At 43.7% G+C, this 22,356-nt stretch carries 25 protein-coding genes and 2 pseudogenes; 13 read left to right on the top strand and 14 right to left on the bottom strand.

Going from position 1 to position 22,356, the window contains the following annotated elements; all coding sequences use genetic code 11:
• The 4 genes from O9334_RS11990 to O9334_RS11975 all read left to right on the top strand — a co-directional run.
• Positions 1-244, top strand: a 244-nt coding sequence (locus O9334_RS11990) for a transposase (protein WP_288000367.1), incomplete at its 5' end; no start/stop codon positions are given.
• Positions 245-309: 65 nt separating this feature from the next.
• Positions 310-822 (top strand): hypothetical protein, encoded by a 513-nt coding sequence (locus O9334_RS11985; RefSeq protein ID WP_288000366.1) that lies wholly within the window; start codon positions 310-312, stop codon positions 820-822.
• A gap of 432 nt (positions 823-1,254) precedes the next feature.
• Positions 1,255-1,452 (top strand): hypothetical protein, encoded by a 198-nt coding sequence (locus O9334_RS11980; RefSeq protein ID WP_002739031.1) that lies wholly within the window; start codon positions 1,255-1,257, stop codon positions 1,450-1,452.
• A gap of 17 nt (positions 1,453-1,469) precedes the next feature.
• Positions 1,470-1,835: a type II toxin-antitoxin system death-on-curing family toxin gene (locus O9334_RS11975; RefSeq protein ID WP_238567844.1), complete on the top strand. Its 366-nt coding sequence runs from the start codon at positions 1,470-1,472 to the stop codon at positions 1,833-1,835.
• Between the two features lie 302 nt (positions 1,836-2,137).
• On the opposite strand, the gene gatA is transcribed toward O9334_RS11975, so the two are convergent.
• The gene (gatA, locus tag O9334_RS11970) at positions 2,138-3,589 is read right to left on the bottom strand and encodes an Asp-tRNA(Asn)/Glu-tRNA(Gln) amidotransferase subunit GatA (protein ID WP_288000365.1); all 1,452 of its coding nucleotides are present in this window, start codon (positions 3,587-3,589) and stop codon (positions 2,138-2,140) included.
• Between the two features lie 135 nt (positions 3,590-3,724).
• On the opposite strand from gatA, the pseudogene O9334_RS23165 reads away from it, so the two are divergent.
• From O9334_RS23165 to O9334_RS11950, 5 genes and pseudogenes are all read left to right on the top strand, one after another.
• A pseudogene (locus O9334_RS23165) lies at positions 3,725-3,878 on the top strand (DUF6398 domain-containing protein); the annotation flags it as partial.
• A gap of 106 nt (positions 3,879-3,984) precedes the next feature.
• Positions 3,985-4,347: an ArsR/SmtB family transcription factor gene (locus O9334_RS11965; RefSeq protein WP_002784230.1), complete on the top strand. Its 363-nt coding sequence runs from the start codon at positions 3,985-3,987 to the stop codon at positions 4,345-4,347.
• Positions 4,348-4,402: 55 nt separating this feature from the next.
• Positions 4,403-5,065, top strand: coding sequence for a heterocyst differentiation pentapeptide repeat protein HetL (hetL, locus tag O9334_RS11960; protein ID WP_045360136.1), 663 nt, complete (start codon positions 4,403-4,405; stop codon positions 5,063-5,065).
• Between the two features lie 277 nt (positions 5,066-5,342).
• A complete protein-coding gene (locus O9334_RS11955) occupies positions 5,343-6,743 on the top strand; it encodes a DNA methyltransferase (RefSeq protein ID WP_288000364.1) in 1,401 nt (466 codons plus the stop codon).
• Between the two features lie 137 nt (positions 6,744-6,880).
• Positions 6,881-7,501 carry a PEP-CTERM sorting domain-containing protein gene (locus O9334_RS11950; RefSeq protein WP_288000363.1) on the top strand — a complete coding sequence of 207 codons (621 nt, stop codon included), beginning with the start codon at positions 6,881-6,883 and terminating at the stop codon, positions 7,499-7,501.
• 90 nt (positions 7,502-7,591) lie between these two features.
• Here the strand turns inward: O9334_RS11950 and O9334_RS11945 are convergent, their stop codons facing one another.
• From O9334_RS11945 to O9334_RS11935, 3 genes are all read right to left on the bottom strand, one after another.
• Positions 7,592-7,729 (bottom strand): photosystem II reaction center protein K, encoded by a 138-nt coding sequence (locus O9334_RS11945; protein WP_002739211.1) that lies wholly within the window; start codon positions 7,727-7,729, stop codon positions 7,592-7,594.
• A 50-nt stretch (positions 7,730-7,779) separates the two neighbouring features.
• Positions 7,780-8,904, bottom strand: coding sequence for a tRNA guanosine(34) transglycosylase Tgt (tgt, locus tag O9334_RS11940; RefSeq protein WP_288000362.1), 1,125 nt, complete (start codon positions 8,902-8,904; stop codon positions 7,780-7,782).
• Between the two features lie 143 nt (positions 8,905-9,047).
• A complete protein-coding gene (locus O9334_RS11935) occupies positions 9,048-9,509 on the bottom strand; it encodes a hypothetical protein (protein WP_045360129.1) in 462 nt (153 codons plus the stop codon).
• A 450-nt stretch (positions 9,510-9,959) separates the two neighbouring features.
• On the opposite strand from O9334_RS11935, the pseudogene O9334_RS11930 reads away from it, so the two are divergent.
• A pseudogene (locus O9334_RS11930) lies at positions 9,960-11,234 on the top strand (RNA-guided endonuclease InsQ/TnpB family protein).
• 57 nt (positions 11,235-11,291) lie between these two features.
• Here the strand turns inward: O9334_RS11930 and clpP are convergent.
• The 3 genes from clpP to remA form a co-directional block, all read right to left on the bottom strand.
• Positions 11,292-11,930 (bottom strand): ATP-dependent Clp endopeptidase proteolytic subunit ClpP, encoded by a 639-nt coding sequence (gene clpP, locus O9334_RS11925; protein WP_223210071.1) that lies wholly within the window; start codon positions 11,928-11,930, stop codon positions 11,292-11,294.
• Positions 11,931-12,063: 133 nt separating this feature from the next.
• Complete coding sequence (gene gmk / locus O9334_RS11920) at positions 12,064-12,618, bottom strand: guanylate kinase (protein WP_045360127.1); 555 nt, start codon at positions 12,616-12,618, stop codon at positions 12,064-12,066.
• 12 nt (positions 12,619-12,630) lie between these two features.
• On the bottom strand, positions 12,631-12,900 hold the full coding sequence (gene remA / locus O9334_RS11915; protein ID WP_002737924.1) for an extracellular matrix/biofilm regulator RemA: 270 nt from the start codon (positions 12,898-12,900) through the stop codon (positions 12,631-12,633).
• A 406-nt stretch (positions 12,901-13,306) separates the two neighbouring features.
• Between remA and O9334_RS11910 the strand changes: the two genes are divergently transcribed.
• On the top strand, positions 13,307-13,513 hold the full coding sequence (locus tag O9334_RS11910) for a hypothetical protein (protein WP_002735525.1): 207 nt from the start codon (positions 13,307-13,309) through the stop codon (positions 13,511-13,513).
• Between the two features lie 128 nt (positions 13,514-13,641).
• Positions 13,642-14,127, top strand: coding sequence for a photosystem II cytochrome c-550 (gene psbV, locus O9334_RS11905; protein WP_002754644.1), 486 nt, complete (start codon positions 13,642-13,644; stop codon positions 14,125-14,127).
• A 52-nt stretch (positions 14,128-14,179) separates the two neighbouring features.
• On the opposite strand, the gene O9334_RS11900 is transcribed toward psbV, so the two are convergent.
• Together O9334_RS11900 and O9334_RS11895 are read right to left on the bottom strand one after the other, a co-directional pair.
• Positions 14,180-14,881 carry a DUF3226 domain-containing protein gene (locus O9334_RS11900; RefSeq protein ID WP_004268577.1) on the bottom strand — a complete coding sequence of 234 codons (702 nt, stop codon included), beginning with the start codon at positions 14,879-14,881 and terminating at the stop codon, positions 14,180-14,182.
• Complete coding sequence (locus O9334_RS11895) at positions 14,874-15,965, bottom strand: AAA family ATPase (RefSeq protein ID WP_288000361.1); 1,092 nt, start codon at positions 15,963-15,965, stop codon at positions 14,874-14,876. Before O9334_RS11895 ends, O9334_RS11900 begins: the two co-directional genes overlap by 8 nt.
• 180 nt (positions 15,966-16,145) lie before the next feature.
• On the opposite strand from O9334_RS11895, the gene O9334_RS11890 reads away from it, so the two are divergent.
• Positions 16,146-17,651: a UbiD family decarboxylase gene (locus O9334_RS11890; protein WP_190380458.1), complete on the top strand. Its 1,506-nt coding sequence runs from the start codon at positions 16,146-16,148 to the stop codon at positions 17,649-17,651.
• A gap of 348 nt (positions 17,652-17,999) precedes the next feature.
• On the opposite strand, the gene O9334_RS11885 is transcribed toward O9334_RS11890, so the two are convergent.
• The 5 genes from O9334_RS11885 to O9334_RS11865 form a co-directional block, all read right to left on the bottom strand.
• Complete coding sequence (locus O9334_RS11885; RefSeq protein WP_002738424.1) at positions 18,000-18,503, bottom strand: NAD(P)H-quinone oxidoreductase subunit J; 504 nt, start codon at positions 18,501-18,503, stop codon at positions 18,000-18,002.
• A complete protein-coding gene (gene ndhK, locus O9334_RS11880) occupies positions 18,504-19,247 on the bottom strand; it encodes a photosynthetic/respiratory NAD(P)H-quinone oxidoreductase subunit K (RefSeq protein ID WP_002760976.1) in 744 nt (247 codons plus the stop codon).
• Between the two features lie 47 nt (positions 19,248-19,294).
• Positions 19,295-19,657 (bottom strand): photosynthetic/respiratory NAD(P)H-quinone oxidoreductase subunit C, encoded by a 363-nt coding sequence (ndhC, locus tag O9334_RS11875; protein ID WP_002739390.1) that lies wholly within the window; start codon positions 19,655-19,657, stop codon positions 19,295-19,297.
• A 209-nt stretch (positions 19,658-19,866) separates the two neighbouring features.
• A complete protein-coding gene (locus O9334_RS11870; RefSeq protein ID WP_288000360.1) occupies positions 19,867-20,385 on the bottom strand; it encodes an SH3 domain-containing protein in 519 nt (172 codons plus the stop codon).
• A 12-nt stretch (positions 20,386-20,397) separates the two neighbouring features.
• Positions 20,398-21,903, bottom strand: coding sequence for a Ycf46 family AAA ATPase (locus O9334_RS11865; RefSeq protein WP_045360117.1), 1,506 nt, complete (start codon positions 21,901-21,903; stop codon positions 20,398-20,400).
• Between the last annotated feature and the right edge of the window lie 453 nt (positions 21,904-22,356).

Raw genomic sequence — 22,356 nt, 5'->3', positions numbered from 1 at the left:
GACAGAAGGACTGCTATCTATCTCGGAATGGTTGGCAAAATCCTCCATTGTTTTTACCAAGAGTTGTCAAACAATCCGAAACTGGTTTGGAGAAATCATTAGTTATTTCGAGCGAAGAACAACGAATGGGGTAGTCGAGGGGATCAACAATAAACTTAAACTAATAAAACGGCGAGGCTATGGCTTTAGAAACTTTCGGAATTTTTGGGTTAGAAGTATGTTATCTTGGCATCTTGTCTGTTGATTTAGCATAAAGAGTAACGAAGAGCCGCATCGGCTAACTTTTCTAGAGAGCTAACCACAACGGTAATGTGGCTAAACGATCGAGATTTGGATATCCGTTGTGTTCGGCTACAACCCTATAAGCTTGGGGAAGAGCTTCTGCTTGACATTGAACAAATTATCCCATTGCCAGAAGCAGAAGAGTACCAAGTGAAGGTGAGAGAGCAAGCATCGGCTCAGAGAACGGCTGCCAGTTTTAGTAAAGATAAGACGCAATATCAGTTCCTTGGAAATATTTACAATAAGCGCCAGCTCGTACTAGCTATCGTTACTCATCACCTCCAAACAAATCCGGACACAACTTTCGACCAATTACGCCAGATATTCCCTGATGAAATTCATCGTAGCTTTGGTGTTGTTGCCCTACTAGAAAAAGCGACGGAAAAGGGAGGGGCTAAACGCTACTTCTTAAACGAGGAGCAGTTACTCCAAACCGGAGATGGTCAGACAATTGCCGTTTGTAATCAGTGGGGGATTGATAACATCAACCCAATCCTTGAAATTGCCAAGAGACAGGGATATCAAGTAGAAGAACTCTAAAAAATGGGTCACATCTACCAGCAGATAATCCGGTCAAGTTGGCAGTTGCGTTATTGCCAGACAGCTAACACTGCGTTGGTGCGGACGGAACAGAGGTTATTGACGAGAGTTCAAGCTTGTCTGCCGCCGCACAACTTCACCCTTAGAGTGAGATGACAAAGTGAAAGCTTTTTTGGCAAATTGTCCCCAATTAAAATATAGCGTTTCCTAAGCTAGTGAGGTACACCTATTTTTCTTCCCTTTTGCCTCTTGCCTTTTGCCTAAAACCCATAACTTTTGTACCTCAGCAGACTGAAAAACGCTATATCAACTTTAGAGCATTGCTGGGCCACAGAGAAGACTTGAGGGGTGCGTTAATTAACTGTAACAGGTTCCATATTTAGGTTTACGGAGGTTATAATGTTAAATATTTAGACTATTGAGAGGTTTTTGATGGCTTCCATTACTGTTAATATCTCAGATGAGCAGTTTCGACGATTACAACAGTTAGCTCAGAACAGCCAAGTTTCCCCTGAAGACTTACTCAGTGCCAGCATAGAAGATTGGTTGGTTGGTCCTAAAAACGAATTTACTCAAGCATCAAGCTATGTACTCAAGAAAAACGCTGAACTTTATCGTCGTTTAGCATGATACGCTATCTAACATTAGTGGAAGTCCTCGATTTACATCATCAAATTATTCAACAGTCCCAAGGAGCTATGGGTATTCGTGACCTAGGTTCTTTAGAGTCTGCTATTGCTCAACCACGCATGACATTTGGCGGGCAGTATCTTTATCCGACAATTGTTGATAAAGCTTCAGCTTTGGGATTTTCAATTGTGATGAATCACCCATTTCTTGATGGCAACAAGCGCACTGGTCATGGGGCAATGGAAACATTTCTGGTGTTGAATGGACTGGAGATTAATGCTTTTGTAGATGAGCAAGAACGAGTCATTTTAGCTTTAGCCTCTGGTGAATTAGAACGTGTTGCCTTTACCAATTGGTTACGGCAAAACGTTGGAGCAAGCTAACACCGTGTTGGATTCGACCTTACCAAAGTGATTTATAAAAGCCAAAGTTTGGCGGCTGCCGCTCAACTTAGAATGGGATGATGAGGTAAACGCTTTTTTGGCAAATTGTCCCCAATTAAGAGAAGACTTGAGACATTTTCAGTGTTGCTGATTTTTACTTGATGGCTAAGTACCTAAGCAAAATTAATTACACATATCTAAACACCTCTTGCCTCTTGCAAGAGTGCATGAGTGCCTATCTTCACTAGGAAATTAATTTTGCACGACTACTTACCAGCAAAAGATAGCCACCAGCAATTGTATCAATTTGTAAAAGATGGTTGACGTTTGTGCCAATCGGTGGCCTGTTCGTAGGCGTGGGCGACGTGAAATAATTGATCTTCGCGCAGCACATTACCGACTAATTGTAAACCGATCGGCAAACCTTGCCCATCAAAACCGCAGGGAAGACTTAACCCGGGTAAACCGGCTAAATTGACGGGAATAGTCATTAAATCCGATAAATACATACTCAGAGGGTCCGCCGTTTTTTCCCCAGCTTTAAAAGCTGTGGTCGGTGAAGTGGGAGAAACTAACACATCTACCGATTGAAAAGCTCGATCGAAATCCTCTTTGATCAAAGTCCTCACCTTTTGCGCTTTCAGGTAATAAGCATCATAATAACCCGCCGAGAGGGTATAGGTTCCCAACATAATCCGGCGCTTGACTTCCGCACCAAAACCCTTGGCGCGAGTCTTGGTGTACATATCAATCAAACTATCGGCATCTTCCCGAATACCGTATTTAACCCCATCGTAACGGGCTAAATTCGCTGATGCTTCCGAGGGGGCGATAATGTAGTAGGTGGGCAATCCGTAACGGAAACGGGGACAGGAAATCTCTTTAATCGTGGCACCCAGGGCCTTTAACTGCGCTAAAGCTTGATTAACTGCCTCGGCAACGACCTGATCCAAACCTTCCCCGAAAGTTTCCTTAATTACGCCAATTTTTAGCCCTTTTAAACTGGTTTTCAGGAATTGGCTATAGTCGGGAATCGGCAGATTGAGACTGGTAGAATCTTGGGGATCGTAACCTGCGATCGCTTGTAATAAAATCGCAGCATCTTCTACGGTACGACCAAAGGGACCAATCTGATCGAGAGAAGAAGCGTAAGCCACCAAACCAAAGCGAGAAACCAAGCCATAGGTCGGTTTTAGCCCGACAACGCCACAAAATGAAGCCGGTTGACGAATTGACCCCCCGGTATCCGATCCTAGGGCCACCACGCATTCTTGAGCGGCCACAGCCGCAGCCGAACCCCCCGAAGATCCCCCCGGCACCCGGGATAAGTCCCAAGGATTAGCAGTAACGTGATAACCGGAGTTTTCGGTGGAACTCCCCATGGCAAACTCGTCTAAATTGGTTTTACCGACGATAACTGCCCCTAAATCTCGTAATTTTTGGGTAACGGTGGACTCGTAGGGGGGGACAAAATTCTCTAAAATCCGAGAAGCGCAGGTGGTGGGGATACCCTTGGTGCAGAGATTATCTTTTAGCGCGATGGGAATACCTGCCAACGGATGCAGGGATTCACCCTTGGCGATTTTCTCGTCCACTTTTCGGGCTTGTGCGAGGGCTAAATCTGGGGTTAAATGGAGAAAGCTTTTTACTTGTGGTTCGATCGCTTGAATACGAGCGAGAAATTCTGTGGCGATTTCGACGGCTGTTTTTTCTTTATTAACGAGTTGTTGATGCAGTTGACGAATCGAAGTCATGTTCAGTTACCGGTTACAACCACCGTCAGGAGCAAGCAACAACCCCGGACAGCAAAGACTATTTTAGCGTCAGTTTGGTCGTCGGTCAGCTAATCCCCTAAAATTAAAGGAAAGCCTCGGAGGAAAACTAGAGTTATGACTTTTAATATCCGACAATTAGATAATTTAGACTACACACCTTGATCGAGTTGGCTATCTCTATCAAGGTTATGCCCTTAGTACCATGACTAAGGCAGATGTGCAAATCTTAATGGAGAAGATTTTACCGCTCTCGATCGAGTTTGCCGACTAGACTCTAGTGACCTCTCCAGTTAAACTATAGTAGTCAATAGTTATAAAGTTTTAAACGATCACCTATTGTCAGCCTTTTTAACCGGTCACTTTATTACCCACCTATGTTAGACAGTTTCTCCCCCCAAACCTCTAGCCTCGTCCTCGCTTCGGTGGCGGACTATTTCAAAGTCCTGTCGGAAGTCAGTCGCCTACAGATTCTCAGTTGCTTGCAATTAGGCGCGATGAATGGTAAAGAAATCGCCGAAGCTACCGGACTAGGTCAGGCCAATCTCTCCAAACACCTGAAAGCTTTAACCCAAGCGGGAATTATCTCGCGGCAACCCCAAGGAGTCAGCGTTTACTATCAAATTACCGACCCCGTGATCTATGATCTCTGTCAGGTGGTTTGCGATCGCATTAGTCAGCAAATGCGTCAACGGGCCCGAGAATTCGAGAGTCTGCCAGCTTTCCATCTCCCCAAATAAAAATTACCAAACCCTTGACATTTTGCCTCAATTATGATACAGAAAAAAAAATTCCATGCTCCTAGAAGAACTTTGTCAACGCTATCGGGAGGGAGAAAGAGATTTTCGGGGGATTAATTTGCGGGAAGGCGACTTAACTAATATTGTCCTCCCAGGAGTCGATTTTTGCCGTGCAGATCTGCGACAGGCCCGGTTAGGAAAGATACGCCTTTCGCGATCGCTGCTGAGAGAAGCGGATTTAAGTGAGGCGATTCTCTGGGGAGCAGATTTAAGTCAAGTGGACTTTTATCGAGCTTGTTTACGCGATGCAGACCTAAGCGGAGCTAATCTGATCGAAGCCAATTTAGAAGCCGCTTATTTAACCAAAGCCGTCTTAAACGGGGTTAATCTCAACAGTGCTAATCTCCAGCAGGCCGTGTTAATCGATGCGGATTTTCGCTCCACTTCCGACCAACGCACGGACTTGGGCAAAACTAACTTTTGCGGAGCCGATCTCAACTATGCCAATCTGAGCGGCTCCCTGTTATATCGAGCTAATTTCGCCGATTGCCGACTTTGCCGGGTTAATTTTCGTGCTAGTCCCGAAAGAGATGGATTTATTACCGATCTCACCGGGGCCAGTTTCCGGGGTGCGGATCTCAGTTATGCCGATTTGCGCGGGGCAGTTTTAGAAGATGTGGACTTGACTGATGCGGATTTAACTGGGACTTTGTTTTAACTTAGGCAATGAATAACGGGAAAAAGTTCTCATTTTCCACCTCAGGAAAATATCTTAATCGATCGGAGATTCAATTATTCCCAAAAACTTGCCGGTTGGGCTTGATAACTCAATCAGCCAGAGCTTTTGGCTGTAAATTAAATGGTGCTATAATTCAATTATACTGATTCTCGCCTCTGTCAGGCACAATTAAACCTTTGCTAGTCGGCTTTTCAGAATCGAGAATTTGACTGATGTTAACGGGAAACTCTAGACTGTAACCAAAGATTAAACAAAAATGCTCACTAAAGAAAGTATCCAGGAATTAAAAATAACTAATCCCGACTTTCTCGGCGAAATATTATCCCAAACGGAGGATAGTAAAAATCTGGTATTTATCTTAGAAAATCTCGGACAAATCCCCGATAATTTTAATCAAAATATCCTCATGAATCTCGCTCAACACTCCCAAGAGCAGATCAGATTTTTGGCAATTAAAAATCTGGCTAAACTAGCGGATATAAATTTACTTAATTTTTTCTTTGAGCTTGCGGTTAATGATCCAGAATCTTTAGTAAGAAGAGAAGCGGTATCGGCAATTGGTCGTCTGAGGAATGGGGAAACTATTCCCTTTTTACTCCAATTTTTAACCGACAAAGACCCGAAAATTATCTTACAGGCAATTCGAGGTTTATTGGTTTTTAAAAACAATGATATAGTCAAACAATCTCTAATTAAATTAGCAGATCATCCCAATGAAATTATTCAATCAGTTATCAGAAAAGCTTTCACCAATAAAAAATCTTCTCCCGATCAACTACCCCATCCCTTATCCCCAGAATTTATGAAAAATGTCGTGGTTAATAGCGATGTGCGAGAAGTATTTCCCTATATTCCTGATCAATCTATTCATCTAACTTTTACTTCCCCCCCCTACTACAACGCTCGCGACTACTCCATTTATACCAGTTATCAAGCTTACCTAGATTTTCTCTGTCAAGTGTTCCAAGAAACCCATCGAATTACTAAAGAAGGTCGCTTTTTAGTTGTCAATACTTCCCCGATTATTATCCCTCGTACCAGTCGCGCCCATGCTAGTAAACGGTATCCAATATCTTTTGATCTACACTATTATTTAGTTAATCATGGTTGGGAATTTATCGATGATATTATCTGGTTAAAGCCAGAAAGTAGTGTCAAAAACCGCAATGGAGGCTTTTTACAACAGCGTAAACCATTAGCTTATAAACCTAATGCTGTCACCGAATATTTAATGGTTTATCGGAAAGAAACCGATAAACTGCTTGATTGGAATATGAAACAATACGATCAAGATATTATAGAGGAAAGCAAGGTTTGTGGAGATTATGAAAGTTCTAACGTTTGGCGAATTGATCCGACTTTTGATAAAATTCATACAGCAGTATTTCCTATAGAATTATGTAATCGGGTGATTAAATTCTATTCCTATAAAGGCGATTTAGTCTTCGATCCCTTTGGTGGTAGTGGCACTGTAGGAAGGGCCGCTAGAAATTTAGGTAGATATTTTTTCTTAACAGAACAGGAATCTACCTATGTGGATAGAATGAAGATAGATTTGGGTCAGCCGATGCTTTTTGAACCCAAACTAACCAAATTTTTATCTTTAGCAGAATTCTTACAATTGAGTCAGGAACAAGAAGATGATAACAATCACTGATAGTGTAATTCAGCGAATTATTCGTAAGTTCATTTTGTTAAGGATTATTAAGATGCGCTTACCCTGCGAAAATTCCTTGACTATCGCCCCCATCTAAGGTACTATGCAATGGTCCTATGGTTGGATAATAAATCGGAATGATCAACTTCAAATACTCATTAACTCTAATAACAGCTACTGCCATTGGTTTAAGCTTGGGAGTTGTTGAAACCGCACAAGCGAGTTTGCTCGTCAATGTAACGGGAACTCCCGGCAGTGGACAGACGATTTGGGTGTTTTCTGGATCTTCTACAGCTTCTTCTAATGGTGTATTTGGCCTTACTCCAGGCGATTCCCCCGAGGAGTGGCGTAATGTTGGCGACTACGTTGCCGATACTTTACTTAATGGAATATCCATCTCCCCTAGTTCTGGAAGTGCCAGCATCACCAATAGTCAGGAGACTCGATCTATCAGTTTGATCGGGATAGATTATGATGGCAATAGTAGTAGTAGTAATAATGATGATTTTGGAATCGGGGTTGCCAACCAGCCCCTTAATATCATTACTGGAGATCTGGTTAGTTGGACAGGGACTTTGCTCCTTCCTCTCGACATTACCCAATTTAAGTTGGGGACCTATGGTCCAGCACAAGGTGGTGCGATCGGTGGTTTGACTGATATACAGCTAACCTTCAAATCTGTTCCTGAATCGACCGGTATTATTGGGTTATTGGTTGCAGGTACATTTGGTCTGGCTTTGTGTCGCCGTAAAGTTTAATCGGGTGTTGCCTCTTTTTGATGGCAGTTGCAATTGAAAAAGAGACGCTCTAAAAAACGTCTCTTTTTAATCAGATAATTGAGAGTCGATTTATTTAAAACCGACGGATGCTTGCCAAACAAAGGCCAGCAAGAGGAAAAATAGGGGAATCAGGGGCAACACATCGACTAGGGGGTCGAAAATTTGGTATGCTTCCGGCAATTTGGCGAACAAAAGTGCAGTTTCCATCTCTCTATCTACCTTGACAAGAAAATTTTTCAACGTTTCCTGAAATTTTATCACGTTGGGGTAACATCTACGGCATCCTCAAGCCAAGGGGCAAAATCTTGGGCAAAAGTCCCCCCTAGGATAGATTGACGAATTTCGCGGGTAAATCTGATTAATTCGGCGATATTGTGCAGAGATAAGAGAATATAACCCAACATTTCCCCCGATTTAATTAAATGATTCAGATAGGCACGGCTAAACTGTTGACAGGTGTAGCAGGGACAAGTATCGTCTAAAGGGGCGAAATCCTGCTTAAAACGGGCATTTTTTAGGTTCCAACGCTCTCCCCGCACCAAAGCCGTGCCATGGCGACCAAAACGGGTGGGAATGACGCAATCAAAGAGATCTATGCCACTAGCGATCGCCTTGGCCATTTCTCGATAGGTTCCCACTCCCATCAGGTAACGGGGTTTATTTTCGGGGAGTAAAGGGGCAGTTATCTGGACAATGCGATGAATTAGGCTCGTTTCTTCCCCCACACTCACGCCCCCGATAGCATAACCGGGTAAATCGAGTTTTACTAAAGATTCCGCCGCCGCTGCCCGTAAATCCTCATAAATTCCCCCTTGGACTATGGCGAATAAAGCCTGTTCTTGGGGTCGTTGATGGGCCTCCAGACAGCGCTCTAACCAGCGATAGGTGCGTTCTATGGATGCTTTCATGGTCTCATAACTGACTCCCGTGGGGGGACATTCATCGAAGGCCATAATCACATCGGCACCGAGGGCATTTTGAATCTGAATCGATTTTTCCGGCGTGATTTCGATTATTCTACCGTCCCGGGGCGATCGAAAGGTGACTCCCGATTCTTTAATTTGCCGGAGTTGACTAAGGCTAAACACCTGAAATCCACCCGAATCTGTTAATATTGGCTGATTCCATGCCATAAACTCGTGTAAACCTCCCGCTTTCTCGATAATACTTTCTCCTGGCTGCAGATGCAGGTGATAGGTATTAGCGAGAATCATTTGCGCCCCCGTGCTGGCAATTTGAGCAGGGGTCAAACCTTTCACCGTGGCCAAAGTTCCCACGGGCATAAAACGGGGCGTTTCTACCGGTCCGTGGGGAGTATGCCAAACCCCAACCCGCGCACCAGTTCGGGGACACTGGGCGATTAATTCAAAGGAAAATCCCACTGTTTCAGTTATCAGTTATCAGTTATCAGTTATCAGCTTCTGAAGGCAAGAGGCAAGAGGCAAGAGGCAAAAGACAGAATCTGGCAATTCTCCTACCGAAAAATCGTCCCTTGTTATCAGTAACCAGTATTTTTTCTCGCTGCCTAAAAGGGGCAATCGTTGTCGTCTTCGTCTTCAAACTGCACATCCCACTTAGCAGAAAGTACCTGAGTAACCATGGCTTCGAGGGTATCAGCATTGAGACGGGCTTTCATATCCGGGTCTTGCAGTGGATTACTCAGGGGAATCAGCCGTAATTGGCGATTGTCTTGGATCAGATCAAAATAGGTTTCACCGTCGGGAGAGCGAGTTAAACGCAGATAATCGAAGCTATAGGTATTGAGATAAAGACTGTAGTTAGCAACTAGGGTGCTTTGCTGATAATCGGCGAAAACTTCCACTATCCATCCCTCCCCTTCACTCTGAATCACCCCTTCGAGGCTGTGGATGTAGCGAACTCGTCCGAGATCATCGAGGAGACGACGCATATCTTCTTTAGCGATGACCACGCCAGAATCAATAATACAGGGGGCGGGCAGGGGCTGTGAGGGTGGATGATAGTTCATAGGGATTGCCAGTAAAAAAATTTCCGTTAATAACCCACCGGGGGGGGTCCACCGATTCCTGTTGCAATTTTTTTCGGGTTACGTCTCGATCTTAACCCAATCCGTTAGAACTTTTCACTGTTACTTAAGATTAATAACGATGAGCGATGATTAATTTCTGCTTAACGCGATGTGCAACTATATTTTTAGTCTTGATTTACAAGGCTTTCAGAAATTAGCAGAGATAAAGTATCCTCTGGAACCCTGATTCTGTCGTTTTTAGTTGCACATCGCGTTGCTTACTAAATATTTACCTAAAATGTCGGCCTTTCATCCCTCGGTTTTACCGAGGGATGAAAGGCCGACCAGTATAGAACAGCAAAGCACAGCTAAAAACAAGTCTGATCTATAGTTGACAATTTAATTTTAGTATGCTAGGGTGGTTTGCGATCGTTGAGTCGATAACGCAAAATGTTTATTTTAGAGTACAAGCTTAGAGGAAAACCATCTCAATATCAAGCCATTGATGAGGCTATTCGGACAGTTCAGTTTGTTCGGAATAAATGTCTTAGATATTGACAAGAAAATAGGAGTGTAGGACAAAAAGATATTTATCGATATACAACTCAATTAAGAGATGAATATTCTTTCGTCAAAGAGCTTAACTCTACGGCTTGTCAACAGGCTTGCGAACGGACTTGGACTGCTATTCTTCGGTTTTATAACAACTGTAAGAACAAAATTGCTGGTAAGAAAGGTTATCCTAAATACTCTAAACGTACTCATTCTGTTGAGTTGAAAAAGTCAGGTGGGAAACTTAATCGAGATACTAAGAGAATAACTTTCACCGATGGGAAAAACATTGGAGAGTTAAAACTAATTGGTAGTCGAGACTTATTCTATTTCCAAGAATGGCAAATTCAACGGGTGAGAATAGTTAAACGGGCTGATGGATATTATTGCCAGCTAATGCTAAAACTCGATATTAGAGATATAACCCCACCATTAGAACCGACAAAACAATGTGTAGGGCTAGATATGGGATTAAAATATCTTTATGCTGACAGTAACGGTAATACAATAGAGCCTCCTAAGTATTATCGAAAAGCAGAGAAGCGTCTTAATAAACTGAATAGAAGAAAGTCTAAAAAGTTTAAGAGAGGACAAAAGCAGTCTAATAACTACAAAAAAGCTAGACAAAAGTACGCTAAGGGACATTTAAAAGTAAGTAGGCAACGAGAAGAGTTTGCTAAAAAATTGGCACTCCGTTTAATTCAGTCAAACGACTTGATAGCCCAGGTCGATTTAAAAGTCAAGAACCTTGTGCAGAATCAAAAACTAGCCAAGAGTATAAATGATGCTGGTTGGTCACAATTGAGAAAATGGATTGAGTATTTTGGCATTAAATACGGCAGATTAACTATTGCAGTTAATCCAGCTTATACAAGTCAAGAATGCTTTAATTGTGGTCGGTTAATCCAAAAGTCTCTATCAGTTAGAACTCATGTTTGTTTATGTGGGTATGTAGAAGATAGAGACAAGATGGCGGCATTGAATATACTCAAAAAAGCTACGATAGGGCATATCGGAAGCTGGCACCTCGACTTGCGCTCGGTGAGCCTAGTCGAACCGAACGCTTGGGGAGATTTAAGCTCTATCTTGGTTGGTAGTAATACGGATCGAGTGAGCCTCGCCGAACTCCTGCCAAGACAACTTAAGTTAATGAACCAAGAATCCCTCGCATGAGCGCGACGGGAGTGTCCAAAAAATCTGGGTAGACAGGGCCTACCCAATCATAATTATTTACTGGGGAGGGTTGGAAGCGGAAGGACTGCGATCGATCACCTGATCGATTAAGCCATAGTCTAGAGCCTCTTCCGCGGACATAAAGAAATCCCTCTCCGTATCCTCGGCGATGAGGTCGAGAGGTTTACCCGTATGACTAGCTAGGTGTTGATTGAGTAATTGTTTGAGATAGAGAATTTCTTTGGCCTGAATTTCAATATCGGTGGCCTGACCTTGGGCACCGCCGAGGGGTTGGTGAATCATGATCCGCGAGTTGGGTAGGCTCATTCTTTTGCCCGGTTTGCCGGCACTGAGGAGAAAAGCCCCCATACTGGCAGCTAAACCAATACAAATGGTGCTGACATCGGGACGGATTTGATTCATGGTGTCAAAAATCCCTAATCCGGCCGAAACGGAACCCCCGGGGGAGTTGATATACAAGTAAATATCTTTTTCAGGGTCTTCTGCTTCTAGAAAGAGTAATTGGGCGACGATTAGGTTAGCTAGGTCGCTGGTTACTTCTTGTCCCAAAAAGACGATTCTTTCCCGGAGTAGTCGGGAGTAGATATCGAAGGCGCGTTCGCCCCGGCCTGTGGTTTCAATAACGGTAGGAATCATTGCGCTTTCTTGTCTTGCTGCTGCGGTTAGTTTTTTGATTGTAACCTAGGGAATGGGGGATAGGGATTAGGGGAATTATGAATTATGAATTATGAATTATGAATTATGAATTGGGGGGTGGGGAGAATAAATAAAAATAATCTCCCCACCCCTGGCTCCTGACCCTTGATGGCTAACGGCTAAAAATAATCTTCTCGATGGCATCTAGGGCGGTTTCTAGGTCATCGTTGACGATTTGATCGGGGAATTCCCCGCTGGCGGCCAATTCTTCTCGGGCGCGTTCCAGACGACGGGCGATCGCAGTTTCGGCATCTTTGCCCCGGCCGCGCAAACGACGTTCTAATTCCTCGAAACTGGGGGGTAGGATAAAGATTCTCCTCGCTTCGGGGAAGCTTTGACAGACCTGTCTGGCTCCCTCTAATTCGATTTCTAGAATTACGGTCTGGCCTGTTGCTAATTGAGCGGCGATCGCTGATTGGGGTGTCCCATAATAATTGCCCGCGTATTCGGCCGATTCTAGAAATTCTCCGGCTGCCATTTTCTCCTCGAAACTGGGACGGTCGAGAAAATAGTAGTCTTCCCCCTCAATTTCACCCGGTCGAGGTGGACGCGTAGTAGCGGATACGGACAGGTAGAGGTTAGGGAAACGAGTTAGTAAATGCCGGACTAGCGTACCCTTGCCCACACCGCTAGGGCCGGTAATGACGATTAATTGACCGGGTTGCATGGGGTTAATAACTTAGTTGCTACTATTAACAGGGGCTTCTTTGTTGACCACGAAACGGTGAGCCACGGTTTCCGGTTGAATGGCCGACAGCACCACATGACTAGAATCGGTGATGATCACCGCACGAGTCCGTCTTCCGTATGTAGCATCGATTAAACAGCCTTTATCCCGAGCATCACTGATGATGCGTTTGATAGGAGCCGATTCTGGGCTAACGATGGCGATAACCCGATTAGCGGAAACAATATTACCGAAGCCAATGTTGATCAGTTGTATATCCATAAGTTAACAAAGCTGTAGTCCTTTGTACAAAAGAGTGTGGAGGTATGATTACAATGTTATCGAGAAAGATTTAGCCTTACAACGCTAAAAATAACATTCTTAATCACATTTTAGTATTTTTTCAGGTTTTTTGCGATTTTAATTAAATTTGTTTACACGGGTCTCTATCTTAAGGAGTAAATAGTCCAAAAGTCGGGAAAATTAGGGAATTAGGGGGTGTGGGGTGTGGGGTGATGGGGTGATGGGGGGGTGGGGTGATGGGAGAACAAATAAAAATAATCTCCTGACTCCTGACGACCGGCTACTGACTCCTGATCACTGATCACTGTTAAGAATGTCCCCGGCAATGGCATGATAATTATGGTAACTAATAAGTATTCTCTATCCTTGGTGGGTGCGTTAGACTATGGGTTTTGCTGATCTATCGATCGCTGATATTGCGGCAGAGTACGATCTGGCCGATGAATCTGTGTTGTCACTTTGCGACCAATTAGGCATCTCCTATAAAGATCGGCAGACTAATCTCGCCCTAGAAGATGCTAAAGCAATTATCTCACTGATTTTATCCCAACGCTCAGGAGTAACCGCCTCGAAAACGGAAACGTCCCCTTGACTTTATTCCCCACTGCGATCTTCTCGGTGTCCGTGATCACTTAGAATCGATCGACACCCTCCCAGAGGAGAAAATTTTTTAGTCACCTTAAAATCCCCTTTCTTGGAACAATTGCGAGTAGGAGAACAATGATCAAACGTTTGATTGTGGCAGCGATCGCTGTAGTTTTTTTTGTATTACAATTCAATCTTAACGGCGCTAGTGCCTTAGAACTCAATGAAAAAACCCTCACCATCACCCTCAATGATGCAGGGGAATCGGTGACTTTGACTTCTGAACAAGCGACGGAAGGACAGAAACTTTTTGTCGCCAATTGTACTAAGTGTCACCTGCAAGGTAAAACCAAAACTAATAATAACGTCAGTTTGGGTCTGGCCGATCTGGCAAAAGCGGAACCTCCCAGAGATAATCTGTTAGCATTGATTGATTATCTAGAACATCCCACCAGTTACGATGGTGAAGATGATCTAAGCGAATTTCATCCCAATGTTAGCCGTCCCGATATCTTCCCAGAATTACGCAATCTGACGGAAGATGATGTGTATAACGTCGCCGCTTATCTGTTGGTTGCTCCCCGTCTAGACGAGCGCTGGGGTGGCACAATTTACTTCTAAATTGCCCTCCATATATCCCTCGATCCCTCTAGATTTCTAGGGGGATTTTTGATTAGACAGCAAATAGTTGTAAAAATTCTTTGAGTTCATTTAATACCTCATGCTCAAAGTTCCAAATATGACGTTTGTTTTTCATAACATAATCAAATCCATTCATACTGCATTTCCTGCCAGCTTGTTTTTTGTCTTCTGTGGAACAGGTATCAAATCGTAAATAGTTACTAATCCAAAACTTATCAAAATCTTTGTCTTTAATCGATTTTTCTTGCTTGTTTAAACAATTTCTCCAGTCTTCTAAACAATCCGCATAGGTGGAATCTTGACTTTTAATCTTCTTGAGAACTGTTTCTAGTTCTCCTTGTCCTTCCACATTGGTAAAATAACAAGCAAATTCTGTGATTTGATCTTCTATTGTTGTCAATCTATAAAGCTGACTGGTTTTCCTAATATCTTCCGCTTCTGGATACACCTTTTTCAGACAATCGTTAAGCCAATTTAGTCGCTCTGTCTTAGTATCAGAATCTTGATCGATAATAATACCAACTTTAGGGATAGCTTTTTTACCAAGAGTCGCCTTAATTTCATCGAAAGTGCTGGTTAATTTAGCTTGATCTAAACCCTGTAAACATTTATAGTCATCTTCCTCAAAGCAAATCGGTTTATCTAACTGAATTTTGTTAATATTTAAGTATTTTACTAGGGCTTCGATAAAAATTTTATCATTCTTGCTCTCGACGATTAATAAGTTACTCACCTCTCACCTCATTGCCATGTTTTAAGGCGTACTCTAAAGTGCTTAATTGTCTTTTAATACCAATAATTTTATCAGTTCTGGGACTCCTTGCTAGTTCAAAATAGGCCCCCTGTTCTGGATAATATTCTAACCCCACATCGGCAAAAGCTTGGATCATCTCTAAACTATGGGTTGTGGCAAAAATTTGGCTATCTAGTTCGATAGCTAATCGGAATAAAGTTTTCCAAATATCTGGGTAAGCAGTATAGTGAAGACCATTTTCTATTTCATCGACAAAAATAATTTTTTTAGGATTGAGTAGCAGAGTAATAATTATCTCTATCAGACGATTAATAGCTTCACCAAACAGAGATATGGGTAAGCGTTTTGTCTCTTTTCTTTTCAGATATAAATTTGGTTCGCCCAGAAAAAAACTTTCTATTTTTTTAATAGAAGGATCGAGAATTTGTAGAGCTTTTAGCACTTCTTCTTCCTGTTCATTAAAAACTATTTTGGTATAAGACTCGCTCAATTCTTCCAAAGATTTATTGACAGATGCGGCAATGATTACTGGTTGATCATCACCCGCATCAGGTAAAGCGAGTATTCCCTCAGAACTAGCAATTAAAAAATAGTTCAGTTGACTATCTTTTGAGTCATTCTCAGGGTCAAAACTTGTGTGAATATTTAAGATAGAAATAACTGATTTATTTTTAGCGATAAAATCATATAATTTTTGCCAATCTTCAGAGATGCCTAGAACAGTATCTTTAAGAGAATCGGAAATCGATATTTTTACCAATTTATCCCCTTGATTAGATTGGGAGCCTTTTAACTCAATAATATTTTCTCTATCAAGATTGAATAATAAATTATCCCAAGCATTTTTAGGAATAGCCCGAATAACTGCTAAAGATTCCTTGCGAATAATTCCTCTGATGTTATGAATAGTATTTGGATAGGGATAACTATACAAAAATATTGCCTCTAATAGGGCAGTTTTTCCTGAATTGTTTTTACCACCAATTAAATTAACTCGCTCAAAACCTTCAATTTTGGTATGCTCAAAACATCTAAAATTACTAATTTCAATATCCTTAATCATGTTGACCTCCTGGCTGAATAAGCATAAATTTAGGGGTAGGAATGAAGCTGGCGAGATGGGGATTTTTTTACTTAATTCTAGACGAGAATCGCCTCAAACTCTCAAAACGGTGACTATCCCCGACAGAAACTGCCGCCCTAAGAGATAATAGAGAGAGGGATTTATTTACATTTCTTCATCATGGCTAGAGACTTACGAGGATTTATTAAGCTTTTAGAAGATCGTGGCCAATTACGCCGCATTAGTGCATCGGTCTCTGCCGATTTAGAAATTGCCGAGATCGCTAATCGGATGCTACAGGTGGGGGGACCAGCCCTACTGTTTGAAAACGTGCAAGGGGCCGAGTTTCCCGTCGCTATTAACCTGATGGGAACGGTAGAACGCATCTGTTGGGCGATGAACCTGAATAAACCCGAAGAATTGGAAGATTTAGGCAAAAAACTCGCCCTCTTGCAACAACCGAAACCGCCGAAAAAACTCTCCCAAGCGATCGATTTTGGTAAAGTGTTGTTTGATGTCCTGAAAGCGAAACCCAACCGTAACTTTTTCCCTGCCTGTCAACAGGTGATTTTAGAAGGGGATGAAGTAGATTTAAAGAAAATTCCGATGATTCGCCCCTATCGGGGGGATGCAGGCCAGATTATCACCCTAGGGCTAGTAATTACTAAAGATTGCGAAACGGGAACCCCTAACGTCGGTGTCTATCGCTTACAGCTACAGTCTCACAATACAATGACCGTCCACTGGTTATCCGTGCGCGGTGGGGCGCGTCACCTGCGAAAAGCGGCGCAAATGGGCAAAAAATTAGAAATAGCCATCGCTTTAGGGGTCGATCCTCTGATTATCATGGCCGCCGCCACTCCTATCCCCGTAGATCTCTCAGAATGGCTGTTTGCGGGATTGTACGGCGGTTCTGGGGTACAGTTAGCCAAATGTAAAACCCTCGATTTGCAAGTGCCGGCCGACGCAGAAATCGTCCTGGAAGGAACAATTACTCCCGGAGAGGTATTGCCAGATGGACCTTTTGGTGATCACATGGGTTACTATGGCGGTGTGGAAGATTCACCCCTGATTCATTTCCACTGCATGACCCATCGTCGCGACCCCATTTATTTAACCACTTTTAGCGGTCGTCCTCCCAAGGAAGAAGCGATGATGGCGATCGCTCTTAATCGTATTTATACGCCGATTTTACGGCAACAGGTGTCGGAAATCAGGGATTTTTTCCTACCCATGGAAGCTTTAAGCTATAAAGCGGCGATTATCTCCATTGATAAAGCCTATCCAGGGCAAGCGCGGCGAGCGGCCTTAGCTTTTTGGAGTGCCTTACCCCAGTTCACCTATACTAAATTTGTCATCGTCGTCGATAAGGAGATTAATATTCGCGACCCCCGGCAAGTGGTTTGGGCAATTAGTTCTAAAGTGGATCCAGTTCGCGATGTGTTTATTCTCCCGGAAACCCCCTTTGATAGCCTCGATTTTGCCAGCGAAAAGGTCGGTTTGGGGGGGAGAATGGGAATTGATGCCACCACTAAAATGTATCCCGAAACCGACCACGAATGGGGGGAACCGTTGGAGTCGGATCCTGCCATGGCGGTCAAGGTTTCCCAACGCTGGTTAGAATACGGTTTAATCGATATTAATTTACAAGAAGTAGATGCCAATAAGTTTGGCTACGAAATGTAGATTTAACTGACTAAATAGGGTTTGCGGCAAAAAGTTTGTTGGTGGGGGCAGGGTGTGGCCCCCCCAACCCCCCCGACATCGGGGGGGTTGGGTGTAGGGTGTGGGGTTTTACCGATTTTGAGGTAGTCAGTTACCTAATTTTCAGGGAAAAAGCACCTGAATTTTCCCCCCGATCACTCCAATGGTCGGCACTTTTTGAGGGAAAAAAAGTCTAAAAGCCTTATCCAACAAGGTTTTTAGATTTATTCAGCAAGCCCTAAATAGTCAATAGCTTATCTTGTCCCTAAATCTCAAAAAAATCGGGCTAGAAATATCTTCTAACCCGATATTAGTGATTAATTTCTCGACTTAGTAAGCGTCCTGTAGTTCGTAGAATTCGGGAGAAACGTAATCTTTGCGTAGAGGCCAACCGACCCAATCTTCCGGCATTAAAATCCGTTTCAGGTGGGGATGTCCTTCATAAATAATGCCGAACATATCATAACTTTCTCGTTCTTGCCAGTCAGCTGCTTTCCAAATCCAGTAAACCGAGGCAACCCGGGGATTATCTCTGGGAAGAAAGACTTTTAAGCGCACTTCCACGGGACTATCGACATTATCGGTTACTTTGACCAGATGATAGAAACTAACTAATTCTTTACCCGGTCCCAAATCGTAAGCGCCCTGACATTGGAGATAATTAAAGCCATAAGCGAATAAAGCAGTGGCCAGAGGAATTAAAAATTCTGCTTCTACTTTAATCAATTCCACACCACTATGGTCAGCTTCTAAAGCTTGATGATCAAAACCATTTTCGCTTAACCAAATCGAAGTGGGGCCAGCTTGCACAATAGCTGTCGTTTCTTCAGTCATTTAGATTTCTTCCTTTTGTTTCGTGGTCAAAAGAGCGGGGGGAACAGGCATCCCGGTGGCTTCTAGTAACTCTTTCGGAGGGGCTTGACGGGTGGCCGATTGCAGATATTTACCCGTAAGAATCGGTTCCGTAGCCTGCATTTTATGGGTGGTGCTGTAATAACGATTGGTTTGCTGGAGGACAGTCCCGCGTTCTTGAATAGATTCGTTAGCGACTTTTTTCCGCAGTTTAATAATCGCGTCGATAATCGCTTCCGGACGGGGGGGACAACCGGGTATATAGACATCCACGGGGATAAGTTTATCTACCCCTCTAACTGCGGTGGTGGAGTCGCTGCTGAACATTCCCCCCGTAATCGTACAGGCACCCATGGCGATAACGTATTTAGGTTCCGGCATTTCTTCATACAGACGCACCAAAGCGGGGGCCATTTTCATGGTGATTGTACCGGCAGTGATGATTAAATCGGCTTGCCGGGGACTAGAACGGGGAACTAAACCAAAGCGATCGAAATCGAAACGGGAACCAATCAAGGCTGCGAACTCGATAAAACAGCAAGCTGTACCGTATAGCATCGGCCAAAGACTTGACAAACGCGCCCAGTTATACAGGTCATCAACGGTAGTAAGGATGACATTTTCCGATAAATCCTGGGTAACTTTCGTGCGTTCGATGGGATTAAGGATTTTTTCGCTTTGTTGTTCGATAATTTGCTTAAATTCGCTGGTAGGGTTGGGACTCATCGGGTTATCCTCTTATGAAAAGTCAAAAATAAGGAAAATTATGGCCGTTATGACCATTCTAAGGCTCCTTTCCGCCAAGCATAGACGAGAGCAACCACAAGGATAGCAATAAAGATCAGTGCTTCTACAAAAGCTAATAGGCCCAATTGATTGAAAGCTACTGCCCAAGGGTAGAGAAAGACGGTTTCCACGTCAAAAACCACGAAAACGAGGGCAAACATATAATAACGAATGTTAAACTGAATCCAAGCACCGCCGATCGGTTCCATCCCCGATTCATAAGTGGTGCGTCTTTCCGGACCACCACCACTAGGCCGCAGGACTTTGGAGGCAGTTAGGGATAGGATTGGTACTAAACTGCAAGCGAGCAGAAATCCTAGAAAATACTCGTAACCTTTGAGGACAAACACTGGGTTTTTTTTCTCCTTATTCGCTATCGACAGGGGAAGTTGTCGGCATCTCTATGGCTACTTATTATAGAGGCTTTAGCCACCCGTCTCCTTCTCAAAAGCAGCATTGAAGATGTTTATGCTTCGCTTCTGTCTGTGCTTTGCTCTTGCTCTGACGGGGTGACAAAGAAGCCTAAAATCCTGATGAGAAGCGAAGTGTAGCTAAATATTTACTGGACTCTGGAAATATTACCCGCTTTAATCCAACCTTCGCGACCATCGGACAGACGTACGCGCTGCCATTGGCCATCGCTGCTGGTTCCCACCACGCTGACTTTAGTATTATAATCCAGACCGCCGAGACGAGTCGATTGACTGGTAGGTTCAGCCCTTAGACTTAAACCGCTTTGCCATGTCACCCGCGCTTGATAACCCTCGGATGTGGTTTCTTTTTTTGTTGCCCCGGGACTGGGTTTCGGGGCAGCTTTTGGCGCTGGGGCACTGGGAGACTCTTTCACCGCAGCTTGGGATTGTTCTTGGACGGGAGTATTAGGGATGGGAGAAGGTTTGACGGCGGTTTTTTCCTCCTTAGTTTCCTCTTTTTTCTCCTCGGTAAAGACGGGTTTAGGAGGATTAGAATTCATGCCAGAGAGAAGCATATAGGCGACAGCAGTAGCCCCACCGACCAAAATCGCCACTCCCAGGACAAAACCGAGCATAAATTGCAATAAACCAGATAAACGCTTCATATTGGTGCTAAATTAACTGTTAGGATTGACATTAAAACGATCATCGCGAGAGGCTAAACGAGCTTTACCGGACTTAGCCCAATCCTGTAGAAATTGAATCTGTTCTTGGGCAGTGCGGGCTAGGGGTATAATCTGACTAGCGGCCTCAAGCACATCATCGGTGCTAAAGTCGCGATTTTGACTAAACCCGATGTGCATCGCTTCCACGATGGTTTGTTCGATTTCTGCCCCCGAAAAATCGGGAGTTTCGTAGGCTAGTCGCTTTATATCATAACTTTTTAGATTATGGGGCCGGACTTTCCCCAAATGAACGCTAAAAATCTCCTCGCGGGACTTTTGGCTAGGTAGTCCGACAAAAAATATCTCATCGAAGCGTCCTTTTCGCAACATTTCTGGGGGCAAAGATTGGATGTTATTAGCTGTAGCGACGACAAAAACCGGCGATTGTTTCTCGGCTAACCAAGTGATAAAAGTCCCGAAAACCCGCCCGGTGGTTCCCCCGTCGCCTTTTCCATCCACTCCGGCGAAAGCTTTATCGATTTCGTCTATCCACAGCACACAGGGGGCTAAAGCTTCGGCGAGATTAATCATCTGACGGGTGCGCGATTCCGATTCTCCCACCAATCCGCCAAATAAACGCCCCACGTCTAGACGCAGTAGGGGTAAGTGCCAATGATGGGAAATAGCTTTCGCTGTCAGGGATTTACCCGTCCCTTGAATTCCCACCAATAGTAAACCCCGGGGATTGGGTAAACCGTAGGCGCGGGCGCGTTCACTAAAGGCACCACCGCGACGAATCAGCCAATCTTTGAGATTATCTAGGCCGCCGATGTCAGAAATCTGCTCTGTGGCGGGATAAAAGTCCAATATCTGGGTTTGACGAATTGATTGGCGTTTTTCTGCCAAAATTAATTCCACGTCCTCTGGCTCAATTTTGCCGTGACTGGCTAAACATTTGGCTAAAACCCGACGAATTCTCTCTAGGGATAATCCTTGGGCAGAAAGCACTAATTCATCGAGGAGTGGTTCTTTGACGGGTTGTCCGGTGGCAGCGATTAATCGCTGGATTTCCTGTTTAATTTCTTCGCCACTGGGGAGGGGAAAATCGACGACGGTGATTACTTCGGTTAGATCCGAGGGGATAGACAGTTCGGGAGCGACGATAATTAGGTTTTTGGGCTGAGATTTCAGAGAACGGGCGAGATTTCGCAATTTTCTGGCGATGGAAATATCTTCTAAAAAGCGCTGGAAATCGCGTAAAATTATGATCGCGGCGATGTTAGGCGGCAGCTTTTCGACGAATTCAAGAGCTTGGAGGGGATTACGCCGAGCAAAGTTCTCATTATTGGGATTATCTTGATAACCATCCACAAAATCCCAGACATAGACAGCACGGTTATGGCTCTGTTTGGCAATATCGGCGATCGCTTTTTCGAGACGTTCCTCTTCTAGGGTGGTAACATAGATGAGAGGATAGCGGGCCCGCAGCAGTAATTCAAATTCTTCACCAAAGCTCATAGCTATTCGTCTATAGTTTTTGCTATTTAGGGCTTGCTGAATAAATCTAAAAACCTTGCTGGATAAGACTTTTAGACTTTTTGTCAATCCAAAAGTACCGGCTTAGGGAGTGAGCGGGGGGAAAATTCAGGTACTTTTTCCCTGAAAATTAGGTAATTGACCAGATGAAAATCGGTAAAACCCTACACCCCACACCCCACACCCTGCCCCCACGAAAAACTTTTTCAGCAAACCCTATTTATATCGTCATCAGAAAATATAGCAGTTAGCCGTCTATTAGATATTTTAGTACAAATGCTCGGACTTGTGTTCTATAGCAAAGAGCGGGATAGTTAGGACATAATAGAGAAAAAGAAATGAGGAGAAGCTTTCATGGCAGCACCCTATAGTGATGATTTAAGACAGAAAGCAGTGAGTGCCGTAGAGCGAGGGGAGAAAAAAAGCCATGTCTGT

This window comes from Microcystis sp. LE19-8.1F (genome assembly GCF_027531715.1).
Taxonomy (GTDB): domain Bacteria; phylum Cyanobacteriota; class Cyanobacteriia; order Cyanobacteriales; family Microcystaceae; genus Microcystis; species Microcystis wesenbergii_A.
Note: the sequence above shows the minus strand (reverse complement) of the source record. Positions and strands in the feature narration are given on the sequence as shown.

Bases quoted from the DNA above. Each gene is read 5' to 3' on its own strand.
- O9334_RS11985 (WP_288000366.1), top strand. From the start codon at position 310: ATGTGGCTAAACGATCGAGATTTGGATATCCGTTGTGTTCGGCTACAA.
- O9334_RS11980 (WP_002739031.1), top strand. From the start codon at position 1,255: ATGGCTTCCATTACTGTTAATATCTCAGATGAGCAGTTTCGACGATTA.
- gatA (WP_288000365.1), bottom strand. From the start codon at position 3,589: ATGACTTCGATTCGTCAACTGCATCAACAACTCGTTAATAAAGAAAAA.
- O9334_RS11965 (WP_002784230.1), top strand. From the start codon at position 3,985: ATGTTAGACAGTTTCTCCCCCCAAACCTCTAGCCTCGTCCTCGCTTCG.
- hetL (WP_045360136.1), top strand. From the start codon at position 4,403: ATGCTCCTAGAAGAACTTTGTCAACGCTATCGGGAGGGAGAAAGAGAT.
- O9334_RS11955 (WP_288000364.1), top strand. From the start codon at position 5,343: ATGCTCACTAAAGAAAGTATCCAGGAATTAAAAATAACTAATCCCGAC.
- O9334_RS11950 (WP_288000363.1), top strand. From the start codon at position 6,881: ATGATCAACTTCAAATACTCATTAACTCTAATAACAGCTACTGCCATT.
- O9334_RS11945 (WP_002739211.1), bottom strand. From the start codon at position 7,729: ATGGAAACTGCACTTTTGTTCGCCAAATTGCCGGAAGCATACCAAATT.
- O9334_RS11935 (WP_045360129.1), bottom strand. From the start codon at position 9,509: ATGAACTATCATCCACCCTCACAGCCCCTGCCCGCCCCCTGTATTATT.
- gmk (WP_045360127.1), bottom strand. From the start codon at position 12,618: ATGCAACCCGGTCAATTAATCGTCATTACCGGCCCTAGCGGTGTGGGC.
- remA (WP_002737924.1), bottom strand. From the start codon at position 12,900: ATGGATATACAACTGATCAACATTGGCTTCGGTAATATTGTTTCCGCT.
- O9334_RS11910 (WP_002735525.1), top strand. From the start codon at position 13,307: ATGGGTTTTGCTGATCTATCGATCGCTGATATTGCGGCAGAGTACGAT.
- psbV (WP_002754644.1), top strand. From the start codon at position 13,642: ATGATCAAACGTTTGATTGTGGCAGCGATCGCTGTAGTTTTTTTTGTA.
- O9334_RS11895 (WP_288000361.1), bottom strand. From the start codon at position 15,965: ATGATTAAGGATATTGAAATTAGTAATTTTAGATGTTTTGAGCATACC.
- O9334_RS11890 (WP_190380458.1), top strand. From the start codon at position 16,146: ATGGCTAGAGACTTACGAGGATTTATTAAGCTTTTAGAAGATCGTGGC.
- O9334_RS11885 (WP_002738424.1), bottom strand. From the start codon at position 18,503: ATGACTGAAGAAACGACAGCTATTGTGCAAGCTGGCCCCACTTCGATT.
- ndhK (WP_002760976.1), bottom strand. From the start codon at position 19,247: ATGAGTCCCAACCCTACCAGCGAATTTAAGCAAATTATCGAACAACAA.
- O9334_RS11870 (WP_288000360.1), bottom strand. From the start codon at position 20,385: ATGAAGCGTTTATCTGGTTTATTGCAATTTATGCTCGGTTTTGTCCTG.
- O9334_RS11865 (WP_045360117.1), bottom strand. From the start codon at position 21,903: ATGAGCTTTGGTGAAGAATTTGAATTACTGCTGCGGGCCCGCTATCCT.